This window comes from Reyranella humidisoli (assembly GCF_019039055.1).
Taxonomy (GTDB): domain Bacteria; phylum Pseudomonadota; class Alphaproteobacteria; order Reyranellales; family Reyranellaceae; genus Reyranella; species Reyranella humidisoli.
Map to the genome: position 1 here is coordinate 199,148 of NZ_JAHOPB010000003.1, position 14,917 is coordinate 214,064.

Consider the following 14,917-nt stretch of genomic DNA (forward strand, 5'->3'; position numbering starts at 1 on the left):
AAAGGCTACTCGGCCGCCTTGCGCGCACCCTGGTTGCGCGCCAGCCATTCCGCCATCGCCTGTTCCATCGTCATGAACACCGCGCCGCCTTCCATCAGGCGTTGGATCAGTCGCTCCAGCATCATCATGCGATGGCCGCGGCCGATCACGTGCGGGTGGAAGGTGTAGGTGAGGATGCCGAAGTCCGGCTGGACGCGCGTCATGTAGGTGAAGTCGTCGACGAAATTGTCGAGGACGTTGGTGGCGTTCATCAGGCCCTGCTGCACCGAGCCATTGGGCAGGCGCATGTATTCGAAGTGCGGGAAGTCGTCGAGCGACCAGCTGATCGGCATTTCCAGCAGGGGCGTCTCGCGGCCGCGCACGAACGGCTTCAGCAACTCGGCGACGTCGCCCTGACGGGCGAAGTAGCAATCGTAGTCATGGCCCATCATCGAACTGTCGTACCGGATGCCGTGCTTCAGCAGCAGTTCGATGGAGTGGGGCGAGAGGTCCCAGGCGGGCGAGCGGTAACCGCGGGCGGCGCGACCGCTGATGCGCTTGATCGACTCGTTGCCGCGCACGATCTCTTCCTCTTCCTCCTCGCGGGAGAGGGTGACGGGAAGGCGGTGGGTCCAGCCGTGATGGGCCAATTCATGGCCGGCCTCGACATAGGGCATCACGGCCTCTGGCGTACTGTCGATCGTGTGGCCCGGCGTGAAGAACGTGCCCTTGATGCCGTAGCGTTCCATCAACGCGACCAGGCGCGGGATCACCACCACGTCGTACTCGCCCCGCGAGATCGCCGTCGGGGACGTCATGCCGCGGGCAATGAAGCCCGAGAGATGGTCGTGGTCGAAGGTGAGGCAGACGATATGGCGCGGCATGGCCCTGGCTCCCGCAGAGGTTTCGCGGAGCTTAGGCCGGTTTGTCGTGCGCGCCCATCGTCCGATGCTATCCTTGGACCCTCATGCGCTTCGCTCTCCTGCTCGCGCCCCTGCTCGTCCTGTCCGGCTTGGCGGCCCAGGCGCAGACGTATCTTGCGCAGCAATGCGTGCTGTTCGGCGAAGCACAGTACCGGCGGCTCGACGGCACGATCGAGAAGGTCGCGGCATTGGAGTTCCCGCCGCCGACCATCGAGAAGATCGACATGAAGGTGGGACCGCAGTCGGTCGCCTCGGCGCTCACGTTGCGCGGCCGGCTCACCTATCGCAATCGCGGCCCGCTCGAGACGCAGTTCGTCTGCCTGCTGGATGCGGCCGACAAGCCACTGTTCTTCTATGCGCTGCCGGTGCCGGCGACACGTGCCGCGCCGACCCCGTTCGGACGGGGGCCGAGTGGTACGCCGCCGCCGGTCGCGACGACTGCGTTGGCGCCGAGACCGGCGCAGAAGCCACCCGAGCCGCCCCGCCAGTCCTTGCCGGCCACGGCGATCCGCCTGCGCGGCCTTGTCCGCGAGGTCGGAGGCAAGCTGCAATTCTCGCCCTGCGACGGCGCTCCGATGGCACTGGAGGATCGGACGCCAGGGCAGGAACTGGGCAAGGCCCTGCGGGCACTGACGGCAAGTCAGGAAGGGCGGCCGATGTTCGTAGAATTCTACGGCGCCCGCGAAGCGGGGCCGGGAGGTGGCATTGGCGCGCTCGAAGTGCGCCGTGCGGCGGTCGAGACGGCGGGCTGTCGGGAACGCTTCGACCAGCGCGAATGGATCGCCTCGGGCAGCGAGCCGTCCTGGCGCCTTGAGGTCACCGGGCGGGACATGATGCTGAACGTGCTGGGTAGCCCTGCGCCCCAGCGCAATGCCCATGGTGGCCTGTCGCGGCCGGGCGACGGCAGCGTCGGCTATACGGCGCTGGACGATCCGGGTTTCACCGCCGCCTTCGAGGAGCGGCGCTGCGTCGATCCCCTGTCGGGCTCGCTCTTCGCCTACACGGTGGAGGTGCGCAGCGAGGGGCGGTCCTACGCCGGCTGCGCCGCCCACAATCCCGCCATGCCAGCCCCTTAAGGAGGACGCCGATGGATGACGCCGAACGCCTGCGCGAGATGGTCCATGCGGCCCAACGGATCGTGGCCTTCACCGGCGCGGGGATCTCGACCGAGTCGGGAATCCCCGACTTCCGCTCGCCCGGGGGAATCTGGACCCGCTACAAGCCGATCTACTTCGACGACTTCATGGCTTCCGACGAGATGCGCCGCGAGTCCTGGCACCGCAAGTTCGCCACCGACGAGACCATGCTGAAGGCCGAGCCCAATGCCGGTCATCGCGCGCTGGCCAAGCTGGTCGAGCAGGGGCGGATGAGCGCCATCATCACCCAGAACGTTGACGGGCTGCACCAGCGCTCGGGCGTGCCGGACTCGAAGGTCATCGAACTGCACGGCAACACGACCTATGCCACCTGTCTCGATTGCGGCCACCGGCACGAACTCGCCCCGATCCGCCGCGCCTTCCTCGAGAAGGGAGAGGTGCCGGTCTGCGAGAAGTGTGACGGGATCGTGAAGACCGCGACGATTTCCTTCGGTCAGGCGATGCCGGAAGTGCCGATGCTGCGTGCCCAGGAGGAGACTCTCGCCTGCGATCTTTTCATCGTGCTGGGCAGCTCGCTTGTGGTCTATCCGGCGGCCGGCTTCCCACAGATGGCGAGGCGCAACGGTGCGAAGTTCGTGATCGTGAACCGCGAGCCCACGGACCAGGACGCCGACGCCGATCTGGTCATTCACAAGGAGATCGGGCCGACGTTGAGCCGGGCGATCGGCGTCAATTGAACGGCGAGCGTTGCGGCCCCGAGCGGGACACGATTTAATCGATCAAGAGCAAGGAGACTCCGATGCGGATCAATCGCAGGACTGCGCTGCTGGGAGGGCTGGGTGCCGCCGCCCTCGGCGCGATGCCTGCCGCGGCGCAGGACATCACCTTCTTCCGCATCGGCACCGGCGCGACGGCCGGGACCTATTTCCCGATCGGCGGCCTGATCGCCAACGCCATTTCGAACCCGCCGGGCTCCCGTGCCTGCGCCGATGGCGGCTCCTGCGGTGTGCCGGGCCTCGTCGCCACCTCGGTCGCCTCGAACGGCTCGGTCGCCAACGCCAATGCCATTGCCGCCGGCACGATGCAGTCGGGCTTCGTCCAGTCGGACGTCGCCTACTGGGCCTATACGGGCACCGGCATCTATGAGGGACGTCCCAAGGCGGATGGGCTGAGGGCGATCGCGAGCCTCTATCCGGAAAGCTTCCAGCTGGTCGCTCGCAAAGGCTCCGGCATCAAGTCGGTGATGGACCTGAAGGGCAAGCGTCTGTCGCTCGACGAGCCGGGGTCGGGGACCCTGGTCGATGCGCGGCAGATCCTGGCCGCTTACGGGCTCACCGAGAAGGACATGAAGGCAGAGTACCTGAAGACCCAGCAGGCGGCCGACAAGCTCAAGGACGGCACCCTCGATGCCTTTTTCAGCGTGAGTGGATGGCCGAACGGTGCAATCTCGGAATTGGCTGTGACGACCGGCATCGACCTCGTGCCGATTGCCGGGCCGGAGGCGGACGGACTGGTGAAGAAATTCAGCTTCTTCGCGACGGACGCGATACCCGACGACGCCTACAAGAACACGCCCGGCGTCAAAACGGTGAGCGTGAACGCCCTCTGGGTGACGTCGATCAAGCAGTCCGAGGCTCTGATCTATGCCATCACGGCGGCATTGTGGAACGCCAACACCCGCAAGCTCCTCGACTCGGGCCATGCCAAGGGCAAGGTCATCCGCCTGGAAGACTCGCTGCAGGGCCTGGGGATTCCGCTGCACCCGGGGGCGGAGAAATTCTACAAGGAAAAGGGCATCATCAAGTAAGGCCCGACCGGGGAGATCGAAATGCGCTTGAAGGGCAAGACCTGCGTCGTCACGGCTGCGGGACAGGGGATCGGTGCGGCGACGGCACGGACGTTCGCGCGCGAAGGTGCCAGGGTGTGGGCGACCGACGTCGATGCCGGGAAGCTCGAAGCGCTGAAGGGCGTGGAAGGGATCGTCACGCGCAAGCTCGATGTGCTCGACAAGGCCGCCATCGGCCAGCTCGCGGCGGAGACCGGGGCGGTCGATGTCCTGTTCAACTGTGCGGGCTTCGTCCATCACGGCTCGGTGCTGGATGCAACCGACGAGCAGTGGCAGTTCGCCTTCAACCTCAACGTCCGCAGCATGTTCTGGACGATCCAGGCCTTCCTGCCGGGGATGGTGGCGAAGGGCTCCGGCTCGATCGTCAACATGTCGTCGGCGGCCTCCTCGGTGAAGGGCGCCGCGCTGCGCTTCATCTACGGTACGACCAAGGCCGCCGTCGTCGGTCTCACCAAGTCGGTGGCCGTCGACTACGTCTCCAAGGGCGTCCGCTGCAACGCGATCTGCCCCGGCACGGTCCAGACGCCATCGCTCGACGAGCGCATTTCGGCCCTGGGCGGCGGTGCCGACGCGAAGCAGTTCTTCCTGCAGCGCCAGCCCACCGGCCGGTTCGGCGCGGCCGAGGAGATCGCCGCCCTGGCGACCTATCTCGCCAGCGACGAATCGGCCTTCACGACCGGTACGGTGAACGTGATCGACGGCGGCTGGAGCGTCTGACCATGGACATGGCGGCCATCGCCGCGCTGGCGCCGGTCATTCCGGTGCTCACGGTCGAGAGCCGCGAGATAGCCGTACCGCTCGCCCGCGCGCTGGTGAAGGGAGGCCTGTCGGTTCTCGAGGTGACGCTGCGAACGGGGGCGGCGCTCGAGTGCCTGAAGGCGATCGCGGAGGAGGTTCCGGAGGCGGTCGTCGGCGCAGGGACCGTGCTCAATCCCGACCAATTGGACCGGGTGCAGCGTGCCGGCGCCCGCTTCGCCGTAAGTCCGGGCTGCACGCGCGAACTCGGCCTGGCGGCGCGGTCGTCGGGCCTGCCGTTCCTGCCGGGGGTGCAGACCGTCTCGGAGGCGATGACGCTGGCGGAGCAGGGGTTTCGCTTCCTCAAGTTCTTTCCCGCGGACGCGGCCGGCGGTTTGACCTGGCTCAAGGCGGTCAGTGCGCCGCTCGCTGATCTTCGCTTCTGCCCGACCGGCGGGATCACGCCGGAGACGGCGCCGGCCTATCTGGCGCTGCCGAACGTGGCCTGTGTGGGCGGCTCGTGGGTCGCGCCGCGTGGCGCCGTGGCAACAGGTGACTGGCAAAGCGCCGAACGGCTGGCCGCCACGGCCTCGGCACTGAAACGCCGCTAGCGAAACGTCATGAAAGGTGCTTCAAGACGGCACCAAGGAGTAGCGGCTACCGATGAATAGGCTGTCGTTCGCAGCGTTGGCGCTTTCGATCGTGGTAGGCGGAACAGCGCGAGCCGATTCCGTAATCATTCTCAATTCCGAGGAAGCGTCCTACAGCATCCTGAGCCGCAGCACGCGGACCGAGGTCGTTCGTCTGCCGGTCGGCCGGGAGCCGCATCACCTGATCCTGTCCCCGGACGGCAAGGAAGTGCTGATCGGCTCGACGGCGACAAACGAACTCCTCAGCCTCGACATCAAGACCGGCGAGCGCAAGCGGGTCATCAAGGACATCCTCGACCCCTACCATCTGGGCTTCAGTCCCGACGGCAAATGGTTCGTCACGGCGGCCTACCGGCTCGATCATGTCGACATATACCACGCGGACGGCTTCAAGCTGGCCGGCCGGATCTTCATCGACGGCCTGCCGAGCCACATCGCCTTCGACGCCGAGTCCAAGACGGTCTTCGTGACCCTGCAGCAGAGCGGACGGCTCGCTGCCTTCGATCTGGCGACCCAGGCGCTCAAGTGGAACGTGCCGGTCGGCAATGCGCCGGCGGGCGTCGTCATGCTTCCGGACAACAAGCGCCTGCTGGTGGCACTCACGGGTGAGGACAACATCGTCGTCGTCGACCCGAAGGACGGCGCGGTCAAGAGCAGCCTGCAGACCGGCAAGGGTGCGCACAACTTCTTCCCGAAGGGCGACGGCCGGCATTACTTCCTCAGCAACCGGGTCGAGGGGACTGTTTCCCTGATCGACACCAAGGATGAGCCGAAGGTCGTGGGCAGCGTCCGGATCCCGGGCGGTCCGGACTGCATGGACATCACCCCGGACGGACGGGAGCTCTGGGTCACCCAGCGCTTCCTGCGCCGCGTCGCGATCGTCGACATCGAGACGCTTAAGCTCGTCGCCAGCATTCCCGTGGGCAAGTCGCCACACGGCGTCTTCATGCTGAAATCCACGGCGACCGTCGCGGGCGCGCCGGTCCGCGCGGCGTCGACGGCGGGCGAACGCAGGTAGGCGCCCCGTGCGCGAGCTGATCGACCTCTGGGTCAACGTCCAGGCCTGGCTGTTCGAGACCCTCGTCAGTCCCGTCCTTTTTCATTTCGGCCTCATGGCCTGGTACGAGCCGGGCTACAGCGCCGTCGAGTTCGTCATGCTGGGCCTCGTCCAGATCGCCGTGATCGCGATCGGCATGCGCTTCTTCGAGCGCCGCTGGCCGCTCGAGAAGTCGGGCGAGGACGACAGGCTCATCATGGTCGACCGCGTCTACACGGTGCTGAACAAGCTTGGCATCGTCCCGCTTGCCATCTTCATCCTGACCTACCCGGTGGTGCAGGAGATCGAACTGACGGTGCGGACGTGGGGCTACATGCCGCCGCGCCTGGAGCGCCTGCTGCCCTGGATCGGGGACAACGACCTGCTCTCGTTCCTCGTCTATTTCGTGCTCTACGACTTTGCGGCCTACTGGCTTCACCGGGGACAGCACGCCTTCGGATGGTGGTGGGCGCTGCACAGCCTGCACCACAGCCAGCGACGCATGACGGTATGGACCGACGACCGAAACCACGTGATCGACGACCTGATCGTCACGCTGGCGCTCGTGCTGTTCTCGCAGTTCGTGGGCGTCCAGCCGGGCGAATACGTAGTGATCCTGATGGTCGGCCGGCTGGTCGAGAGCTGGTCGCACGCCAACGTCGACATGTCGTTCGGCTGGCTGGGCGAGCGGCTGCTGGTCGGTCCACGCTTCCACCGCCTGCACCATGCCCTGTCGACGCCGACCGAGCGGCACATCCAGGACCACAATTTCGCGCCGGTGTTCCCGATCTGGGACATTCTGTTCGGCACGGCGATCTACGATGAGAAGCACCGGCCGACCGGCGTCGACGATGCCGCCGCCGATGCCGACAACGGTCGCGGCTGGTTTGCCCAGCAGGCGACGGTGTTCGGTCGCTTCGTGCGGGCGCTGCTGCCCCGGTTCAGCCGGCGCGCGTCAGCACGCTGAGCACGTCCGACTTGTGCGGCATCGGCGTCACGGCGCCGTAGCCCGTGGTCGACAGCGCCGCCGCGACATTGGCATAGCGCGCTGCGGTCTCCGGATCGTCGCCGGCCAGCAGGCGGGTCAGGAACGCGCCGTCGAACGTGTCGCCCGCCCCCGTGGCGTCGACCGCCTCGACCTTGTACGGCCGGATGCGGACCTGGCGCTGGCGCGTGGCGATCAGCGAGCCTTCCGAGCCCAACTTCAGCGCCACCAGCGGCGCGCCGAGACCGAGATAGTAGGCGGCGATCGCCTCGGGCTCCTGCAACCCGGTGAGCTGCTGGGAATCGTCGAGACTGGGGAGAGCGATGTCGCAACGCGCGATGGTAGCGTCGATCACCTTCCGCGCGACGTCGAGGTCCCAGAGGCGGAGCCGCAGGTTGGTGTCGTAGGACACCTTCACGCCTGACGTCTTCGCAACAGTGATGGCGGCATCGCAGGTCGCGCGGGCACTGTCGCTGATCGCCTGCCCGATGGCGGACAGGTGGAACACTCTGGCGCCGGCGATGTAGTCGGCGGCGAGTGTGTCCGGCGTCATCAGCGAAGCCGCGGAATTCTTGCGCAGATAGTCGAACTTGTGGCCGGCCGCGCTGTGCGTGACGAAGCTGACGCCGGTCGGCGCCGTCGGGTGGCGCGTGACCCTCGAAGCATCCACGCCCTCGCTCTTCCAGAGGTCGAGAAACGCGTCGCCCATCCAGTCCTGGCCGACGCCGGTCAGGTAGCCGGTCGAGGCGCCCTGACGCGCCGCCGCGATCGCTACGTTCTGGGAGTCTCCGCCGAAGCCCTGCAGCCATGTGCGGCCGTCGCCTTCCTTCGGGCGGTTGAATTCGATCAGGGGTTCGCCGAGGCAGACGATGTCGGGGGAGGGTGCCATGGCCGAGATTTCTCACGCCACAGGGTGAACCTCAAGCGATGCGCTGGACTTCCCGCACGCCTTCTCCCAGGGTTGCGGCAACAAATCTGGAGGAAGCGGATGGCCAAGAAGAAGAACGGCAACGGCGGCAAGCGCCCGTTGCGCAGCCGCGAATGGTTCGACGCCAAGGGCGACCCGACGATGGCTGCGCTCTATCTTGAGCGCTACATGAACTTCGGCCTGACGCTCGCCGAATTGCGCAGCGGCCGCCCGATCATCGGCATCGCCCAGACCGGCAGCGACCTGTCGCCCTGCAACCGCCACCATCTCGACCTGGCCACGCGCGTGCGCGACGGCATCCGCGATGCCGGCGGCATCCCTATCGAATTTCCCGTTCATCCGATTCAGGAAACCGGCAAGCGCCCGACGGCGGCGCTCGACCGTAACCTTGCCTATCTCAGCCTCGTCGAGTGCCTCTACGGCTATTTCTTCGACGGTGTCGTGCTGACGACCGGATGCGACAAGACCACGCCGGCGATGATCATGGGCGCGGCCACCGTGGACATTCCGGCGATCGTGCTCTCGGGCGGGCCGATGCTGGATGGCCATTTCGCCGGCGGCCTCGCGGGCTCGGGCACCATCGTCTGGTATGCGCGCCAGGAACTGGCGGCGGGCCGCATCGACATGGAGCAGTTCATCGAGATGGTGGCGTCGAGCGCGCCCAGCGTCGGTCATTGCAACACGATGGGCACGGCGCTCTCCATGAACAGCATGGCGGAAGCGCTCGGCATGTCGTTGCCGGGCTGCGCGGCGATCCCCGGCCCGTACAAGGAGCGGGGCCAGATGGCCTACGAGACGGGCAAGCGCATTGTCGACATGGTTTGGGAAGACCTGAAGCCGTCCGACATCCTGACGCGCAAGGCCTTCGAGAATGCCATCGTGGCGGCGAGCGCTCTGGGCGCCTCGACCAATTGCCCGCCGCACGTCAACGCCATCGCGCGCCATATCGGCGTGAAGCTCGAGAACAAGGACTGGGACAGGGTCGGCTACGATATCCCGCTGCTGGTGAACTGCATGCCCGCCGGCAAGTATCTCGGCGAGGCTTTCCATCGTGCCGGCGGCGTGCCGACCGTGATGAAGGAGCTCCTGGATCGCAAGAAGATCCATGGCGATGCGTTGACCGTCTCGGGCAAGACCATGGCGCAGAACCTGCGCCATGCGATCAAGGCCGATGGCGAGGTGATCAAGACCTACGACAAGCCAATGCTCGACCAGGCAGGCTTCGCGGTTCTGGGCGGCAACCTGTTCGATTCCGCGATCATGAAGACCTCAGTGATCTCGGCTGAATTCCGCGAGAAGTATCTCGAGCGCAAGGGAGACCGGGACGCCTTCGAGGGTACCGCGATCGTGTTCGAGGGGCCGGAGGACTACCACCACCGCATCAACGACCCGAAGCTGCCGATCGACGAGAACAGCATTCTGGTCATCCGCAATGCCGGCCCCGTCGGCTATCCCGGCGCCGCAGAGGTCGTGAACATGCTGCCGCCGGACCGGCTGGTGAAGGGCGGCATCCTGCTGCTGCCGTGTATTGGCGACGGCCGCCAGAGTGGCACCTCGGCCAGCCCGTCGATCCTGAACGCCTCGCCGGAAGCGGCCGTGGGGGGCTGGCTCGCATTGCTGGAGACGGGTGACAGGGTCCGGGTCGATATCGGCAGGCGTACGGCGAACATCATGATCACGGCCAAGGAACTGGCGAAGCGCAAGAAGGCGTGGAAGCCCAACGTCGTGCCCAGCCAGACTCCATGGCAGGAGCTGCAGCGCAAGTTCGTCGGCCAGCTCGCCAGCGGCGCCTGCCTCGACTTTGCGGTGAATTATCAGAAGATCGCGAAGACGAAGGGCGTCCCGCGGCACTCGCACTGAGTGCCGGCACAGGGCGGCTTCAGCGGAAGAGGCGCTGCTCGACCGAAACCGGGAGATCGGCCCGGCTTATCAGGATGATCGCCCAGGGAGAGGTCGGCTGACCTACCGGACGGGCCGTCGGGGGCGGTGGCGCGGACAGCGCAGCCGATCCGCCGGGTGCGGCGAAACCCGAGACACCGGGCGGCAACGCCGAGGGGGCGCTCGAGGCTGCGGGTCCGTTCGTCAGCGGCCCCACAGCCACCGGGCGGGGGGCGGCGCGCTGGGCCATCATCATCTCGGCAGGCATACGCTCCTCGAAGACGACCACGATCCGGTCGCGCCGGCGAGCCGTGGAGAGGATGTTCACCGCGTAGCCTTCGCTGCCGCGCCGTCCGAGAAAAATGCCGACGGCGTTCATGCGGCCGGCCTCGAACATGTCGGGGGCGGGGGAGCCGACACGGCTCCACAGGCTGCGCCATTCGGCGATGGTGGTGGCGACGACGTGCTCGGGCTGCCTCGTGACGGCCGTGGTGCCCTGCCAGTGGCGGGCGTCGATGCTCTGGGCAAAGACCGCCGGGACCATCGACATGCCGGCCACGGCACTGCCCATGAACAGCATCTGCCGACGGGGCAAATGCGGGACGAAGCGGTTGGCCGGCTTGTTACTGGACTGCACGATTGGATCTCTCGGGGACCCGGAAATTGCTCTTTTTCAGGAGCCTACAAACACCATGACACTTTGGCTCAATTGAGGCCGGAGCCCCAGGAACGCTGCCACCCTAGCACTTCGGCGGGGTGGCGTTTCTCAATCGTGCCGACCTGTGGCGCGAATGCCACAGGTCGGCAGGGGCCGCGAATCAACCCTGGCTAGCTGCGCTTGACCTTGTCGGCGGCGTTGGTCGACTGGATCTGTTCGCGAATGCGAACCCAGTCCTGCTCGCTGTAGGACATCATGTTGGAGAACGTGCCGTTGCCCATGATGCCCATGGCGCCGTCGATCGCGATGACCTCGCCGTTGATGTACTCGACCTCCTCGCTCATCAGGAAGGCCGCCATGTTGGCGAGCTCGCTGGGCCGGCCGACGCGACCCATCGGGTTGCGCGTGTTGTAGCGCGAGTCGTTACCTTCCTGCAGCGGATTGAGCCGTGCCCAGGCACCTTCGGTCGGGAAGGGGCCCGGCGCGATCGCGTTCAGACGGATGCCATGGCGTGCCCATTCGACGGCCAGGCTCTGGGTCATGACGGCGACGCCGGCCTTCGACATGGCGGACGGCACGACGAAGGGGCTGCCGGTCCATACCCAGGTCGTGAGGATGCTGAGGACACTCGCCTTGCGCTGCTCGGCGATCCAGCGCTTGCCGCAGGCATTCGTCATGTAGAACGTGCCGTGCAAGACGATGTTGGCGATGGCGTCGAAAGCGCGGGGGCTGAGGTCCTTGGTCTGGGAGATGAAGTTGCCGGCGGCATTGTTCACCAGACCGTCGAGCGGCCCGGTGGCCCAGATCTGATCGATCATCTCCTCCACTGCGGTGGCCACGCGGATGTCGACCGAATGGAAATCCACCCGGCGCCCGGGGTTCTTCTCCATCACTTGCTTGGCCGTCTCTTCGAGGACACTGCCGCGGCGGCCGCATATCACACAGTCTGCACCCAGCTCGACGAACTTCTCCAGCATCATGCGACCGAGGCCCGTACCGCCGCCGGTGATGAGAAATCGCTTGCCCTTGAACAGGTCGGTCTTGAACATCTACGGCTCCTCCCGAAACACTTCTGGTGAATCGTCTAGCGTGAGGCGGCAATCCCATACAAGGACTGTTGCTTCCTTCGCAAAGCACGTTTACGATTTCCGCATAACAACACGGGATCGTTGAATGACGACCCATCTGGGAGAGACGAGCGGGGACGTCGGTACGGTTGAGCTGCGTGGTAAGGTCAAGTGGTTCAACGCCGTCAAGGGTTTTGGGTTCTTGGCCCTCGACAGTGATAACAGCGACGCGTTCCTGCATGTAACGACGCTACGCCAATCCGGGCATGAGGATCTCAAGCCCGGTGCAACCGTAGTGTGCGCCGGTGTCCGCGGCCCGAAGGGTTGGCAGGTCATGAGGGTCATAGAGGTCGATTCGTCGACCGCCGTTGCCACGACTGCAAAGCCGCCGCCCATTCCAGACGGCATCGCAATGGGCGACTACATCACCGCTTTGGTGAAATGGTACAATAACGAGCGCGGCTATGGCTTCGTCACGCGCGAGGCGGCCGACGGCGACATCTTCGTGCATGCCGCCGTTCTGCGGCGGCATGGAATGGAATCGCTGGCGCCGGGCCAGAAGGTGATGATCCGCATCGCCGAAGGCCAGAAAGGCCTTCAGGTCGTCGAGATCCGCGGCGCCTAACTGAAGGTTCCTACTTGATTTCGCGCAGGTAGCTGTCGAGCGGAGGCGCCTGCCTGATCAGACCGCGCTTCACGAGAAACTCGGCAAAGGTGGCGTAGCGCGCGCGATCGAGCGCGGCGGGATCCGGAGCCAGCAGCGGTACCGTATCCTTCCACGCCATCCGGTTGAGATCGTTGTCGAGATCCTTGCCGTACTTCGAGAAGCTGGCCCAGGCTTCTGTGGGATTGGCCGTCAGCCAGGTGGTGGCTTCGGCGAGCGCCGCGAGAAGCTTCTTCGTGCGGGCGGCGTCGACGGTCTCGCGCTTGGCCAGGATCACCAGCTCGTCATAGGCCGGCACGCCGTGCTTCTCGACCAGCCACATCCGGCCCTTTGCCTTGTTCAGTTCGAGGTCGTTCAGCTCGAAATTACGGAAGGCGCCGATGACGCCATCGACCTGTCGGCTCATCAGCGCGGTGGTGAGCGCGAAGTTGACGTTTACCAGGGTCACGTCCTTGAGCGTGAGGCCCGCGCTTTCCAGCATCGCCCCCAGCACGGCCTCCTCGAACCCCGAGACCGAGAAGCCGATCTTGCGGCCCTTGAAGTCGGCGATGGTCTTCACGGGTGAGTCCTCTAGCGCGACCAGCGAGTTGAGCGGCTGGGCCACCAGCACGCCGACGCGCACCAGCGGCAACCCTTCGGCTGCCAGCATCTGCAGTGTCGGCTGATAGGAGAGGGCATAGTCGGCCTGGCCGGCGGCGACCAGCTTGGGCGGCGCGTTGGGATCGGCCGGCGCGATCAGCTCGACGTCGAGGCCCTGCTTCCCGAACAGGCCGCGCTGCTTGGCGATAACCAGAGCGGCATGGTCTGGATTGACGAACCAGTCGAGCAGGATCCGTACCTTGTCCTGCGCGCTGGCCGGAAGGGCCAGGCAACACAAAGCGAGTACGGCGATCAGTCGGGTCACGAAGGGCATGGTCAGTCTCCTTGAAAGGGTTGCCAGGGCACGAGCCGTCGCGCCAGCCGGTCCGTCGCAACGTACAGAGCGAGTCCGAGCAGGCAGAGGATGAAGAGGGCAGCGAAGGCGAGCGGCGTCTGGCCGCGCGCGAGCGACTGCGTCATGAGGAAACCGAGGCCGGCGCTGGCGCCGACCCATTCGCCGATCACCGCGCCGATCGGCGCCACGGCGGCGGCGATTCGCGCGCCCGAGGCGAAGGCGGGCAGGGCGGCCGGCAGCCGGATCTGCAGGAGGATGGCGCGCGGCGAGGCGTCCATCGTTCGCGCCAGTTCGAGCCAGCCCGGATCGGTCCGGCGCAATCCGTCATATAGGCTGCTGACCACGGGAAAGAAGATCACGAGGGCGGCCATCGCGACCTTGGAGGCCATGCCGTAGCCCAGCCAGAGGACGAGCAGCGGCGCGACCGCGATCACGGGCACGGCCTGCGAGACGATCACCAGCGGCAGCGCCCACCGTCGCCAGCCAGCCGACGCGGCGAACAGCACTGCAAGGGCGGCGCCCAGGAACAGGCCGAGCGCCAGACCGAGGATCATCTCGGCCGCCGTCCATGCGGCCTGCTCGATCAGCAGTTCGCGGCGGTCGATCAGCACGACGGCGACACGCGAGGGCGGTGGCAGGATGTACGGCGGCACCCCGGTCAGCCAGACCAGCAGTTCCCACGCGACCAGCAATCCGAGGGCGGTGATCAGTGGTCTCACGAGCCGCGCCTCAATTCCTGGATCAGCCGTGCCTGGAGGGCGAGCAGTTCCGGATCGGCGGGATCGCGCGGCACCGCGCCCACCGGTGCGATGAGCGGACCGGAGGCGAGGGGATTGCCGGACAGCACGCGGATCTCGTGACCCATGCGCAGCGCTTCCAGCGGATCGTGCGTTACCATCACGACCGTGCGGCCCTCGAGGAGCCTGGCGGCGAGGTCCTGCAGGTCGAAGCGCGTGACGGCGTCGAGATGGCCGAACGGTTCGTCCATCAGGACGATCCGCCGGTCTTCGCAAAGCGTGCGGGCAAGGGCCGCGCGTTGGCGCATGCCGCCGGAGAGGGTCTGCGGAAGGGCATCGAGACGGTCACCCAGGCCGACCTCCGCGAGCAACGATCGGGCGCGCGGTTCGGCGGAGCGGCGCGCGGTCTCGTCGCGGCGCAGTCGATGGCCAAGCAGCACGTTGTCGAGCACCGACAGCCATGGCAGCAACAGGTCGCGCTGGGCCATGTAGGCCACCGGCCCGGCCGGCGCGGTGCCCGGCAGCAGCCCGGCAAGATGACGAAGCAGGGAGGTCTTGCCGACGCCGCTGCGGCCCAGCAGGCAGGTCGTGCAGCCGGCCGCGAAGTCGAGCGACAGGTTCTCCGCCACGACATGGCCGTCGAGAACGATGTGCGCCGAACGCACGGAGAGGGCAGGAGAAGACATTGACGAGCCACCAGTCCCTACGCCGGCATTAACCGGATCAGGTTCGGGGTCGTCCTTCCGGACCTCTCAGCCGCGCGGCGCGGCTCCCCCCGATGAGCGGACGCCACTATGGTC

The 14,917-nt window shown here is 66.4% G+C and carries 16 protein-coding genes and 1 riboswitch; of the genes, 9 read left to right on the plus strand and 7 right to left on the minus strand.

Going from position 1 to position 14,917, the window contains the following annotated elements:
* Positions 1–5: 5 nt before the first annotated feature.
* The gene (locus KQ910_RS24440; RefSeq protein ID WP_216966242.1) at positions 6–863 is read right to left on the minus strand and encodes a polysaccharide deacetylase family protein; all 858 of its coding nucleotides are present in this window, start codon (positions 861–863) and stop codon (positions 6–8) included.
* Positions 864–946: 83 nt separating this feature from the next.
* On the opposite strand from KQ910_RS24440, the gene KQ910_RS24445 reads away from it, so the two are divergent.
* From KQ910_RS24445 to KQ910_RS24475, 7 genes are all read left to right on the plus strand, one after another.
* Complete coding sequence (locus tag KQ910_RS24445) at positions 947–1,978, plus strand: hypothetical protein (RefSeq protein WP_216966245.1); 1,032 nt, start codon at positions 947–949, stop codon at positions 1,976–1,978.
* Positions 1,979–1,989: 11 nt separating this feature from the next.
* Complete coding sequence (locus KQ910_RS24450) at positions 1,990–2,736, plus strand: SIR2 family NAD-dependent protein deacylase (protein WP_229600960.1); 747 nt, start codon at positions 1,990–1,992, stop codon at positions 2,734–2,736.
* Between the two features lie 62 nt (positions 2,737–2,798).
* On the plus strand, positions 2,799–3,806 hold the full coding sequence (locus tag KQ910_RS24455; protein WP_216966247.1) for a TAXI family TRAP transporter solute-binding subunit: 1,008 nt from the start codon (positions 2,799–2,801) through the stop codon (positions 3,804–3,806).
* 15 nt (positions 3,807–3,821) lie between these two features.
* The gene (locus KQ910_RS24460) at positions 3,822–4,562 is read left to right on the plus strand and encodes an SDR family oxidoreductase (protein WP_216966751.1); all 741 of its coding nucleotides are present in this window, start codon (positions 3,822–3,824) and stop codon (positions 4,560–4,562) included.
* A gap of 2 nt (positions 4,563–4,564) precedes the next feature.
* The gene (gene eda / locus KQ910_RS24465) at positions 4,565–5,191 is read left to right on the plus strand and encodes a bifunctional 4-hydroxy-2-oxoglutarate aldolase/2-dehydro-3-deoxy-phosphogluconate aldolase (protein WP_216966248.1); all 627 of its coding nucleotides are present in this window, start codon (positions 4,565–4,567) and stop codon (positions 5,189–5,191) included.
* 52 nt (positions 5,192–5,243) lie between these two features.
* Positions 5,244–6,248 (plus strand): YncE family protein, encoded by a 1,005-nt coding sequence (locus tag KQ910_RS24470; RefSeq protein ID WP_216966250.1) that lies wholly within the window; start codon positions 5,244–5,246, stop codon positions 6,246–6,248.
* Between the two features lie 7 nt (positions 6,249–6,255).
* The gene (locus KQ910_RS24475; protein ID WP_216966252.1) at positions 6,256–7,233 is read left to right on the plus strand and encodes a sterol desaturase family protein; all 978 of its coding nucleotides are present in this window, start codon (positions 6,256–6,258) and stop codon (positions 7,231–7,233) included.
* Here the strand turns inward: KQ910_RS24475 and KQ910_RS24480 are convergent.
* On the minus strand, positions 7,208–8,140 hold the full coding sequence (locus tag KQ910_RS24480; protein WP_216966254.1) for a sugar kinase: 933 nt from the start codon (positions 8,138–8,140) through the stop codon (positions 7,208–7,210). The genes KQ910_RS24475 and KQ910_RS24480 overlap by 26 nt on opposite strands.
* A 99-nt stretch (positions 8,141–8,239) precedes the next feature.
* Between KQ910_RS24480 and KQ910_RS24485 the strand changes: the two genes are divergently transcribed.
* Positions 8,240–10,039, plus strand: a complete 1,800-nt coding sequence (locus KQ910_RS24485; RefSeq protein WP_216966256.1) for an IlvD/Edd family dehydratase — start codon at positions 8,240–8,242, stop codon at positions 10,037–10,039.
* A 19-nt stretch (positions 10,040–10,058) separates the two neighbouring features.
* Here the strand turns inward: KQ910_RS24485 and KQ910_RS24490 are convergent, their stop codons facing one another.
* Positions 10,059–10,694 carry a hypothetical protein gene (locus KQ910_RS24490; protein ID WP_216966257.1) on the minus strand — a complete coding sequence of 212 codons (636 nt, stop codon included), beginning with the start codon at positions 10,692–10,694 and terminating at the stop codon, positions 10,059–10,061.
* Between the two features lie 191 nt (positions 10,695–10,885).
* Positions 10,886–11,764, minus strand: a complete 879-nt coding sequence (locus tag KQ910_RS24495) for an SDR family oxidoreductase (RefSeq protein ID WP_216966259.1) — start codon at positions 11,762–11,764, stop codon at positions 10,886–10,888.
* Between the two features lie 124 nt (positions 11,765–11,888).
* Here KQ910_RS24495 and KQ910_RS24500 point away from each other — a divergent pair, with 124 nt between their 5' ends.
* Entirely contained in the window at positions 11,889–12,407 is a 519-nt protein-coding gene (locus tag KQ910_RS24500; RefSeq protein ID WP_082751885.1) for a cold-shock protein, read from the plus strand.
* 10 nt (positions 12,408–12,417) lie between these two features.
* Here KQ910_RS24500 and KQ910_RS24505 read toward each other — a convergent pair whose 3' ends face one another.
* The 3 genes from KQ910_RS24505 to KQ910_RS24515 all read right to left on the minus strand — a co-directional run bounded on the left by KQ910_RS24505 (position 12,418) and on the right by KQ910_RS24515 (position 14,803).
* Positions 12,418–13,359, minus strand: coding sequence for an ABC transporter substrate-binding protein (locus tag KQ910_RS24505; RefSeq protein ID WP_216966261.1), 942 nt, complete (start codon positions 13,357–13,359; stop codon positions 12,418–12,420).
* Between the two features lie 2 nt (positions 13,360–13,361).
* Positions 13,362–14,099, minus strand: coding sequence for an ABC transporter permease (locus tag KQ910_RS24510; protein ID WP_216966264.1), 738 nt, complete (start codon positions 14,097–14,099; stop codon positions 13,362–13,364).
* A complete protein-coding gene (locus tag KQ910_RS24515) occupies positions 14,096–14,803 on the minus strand; it encodes an ABC transporter ATP-binding protein (RefSeq protein ID WP_216966266.1) in 708 nt (235 codons plus the stop codon). The genes KQ910_RS24510 and KQ910_RS24515 overlap by 4 nt, the downstream gene beginning before the upstream one ends.
* Positions 14,800–14,903, minus strand: a riboswitch (TPP riboswitch). Its footprint overlaps the gene before it by 4 nt.
* Positions 14,904–14,917: the final 14 nt, after the last annotated feature.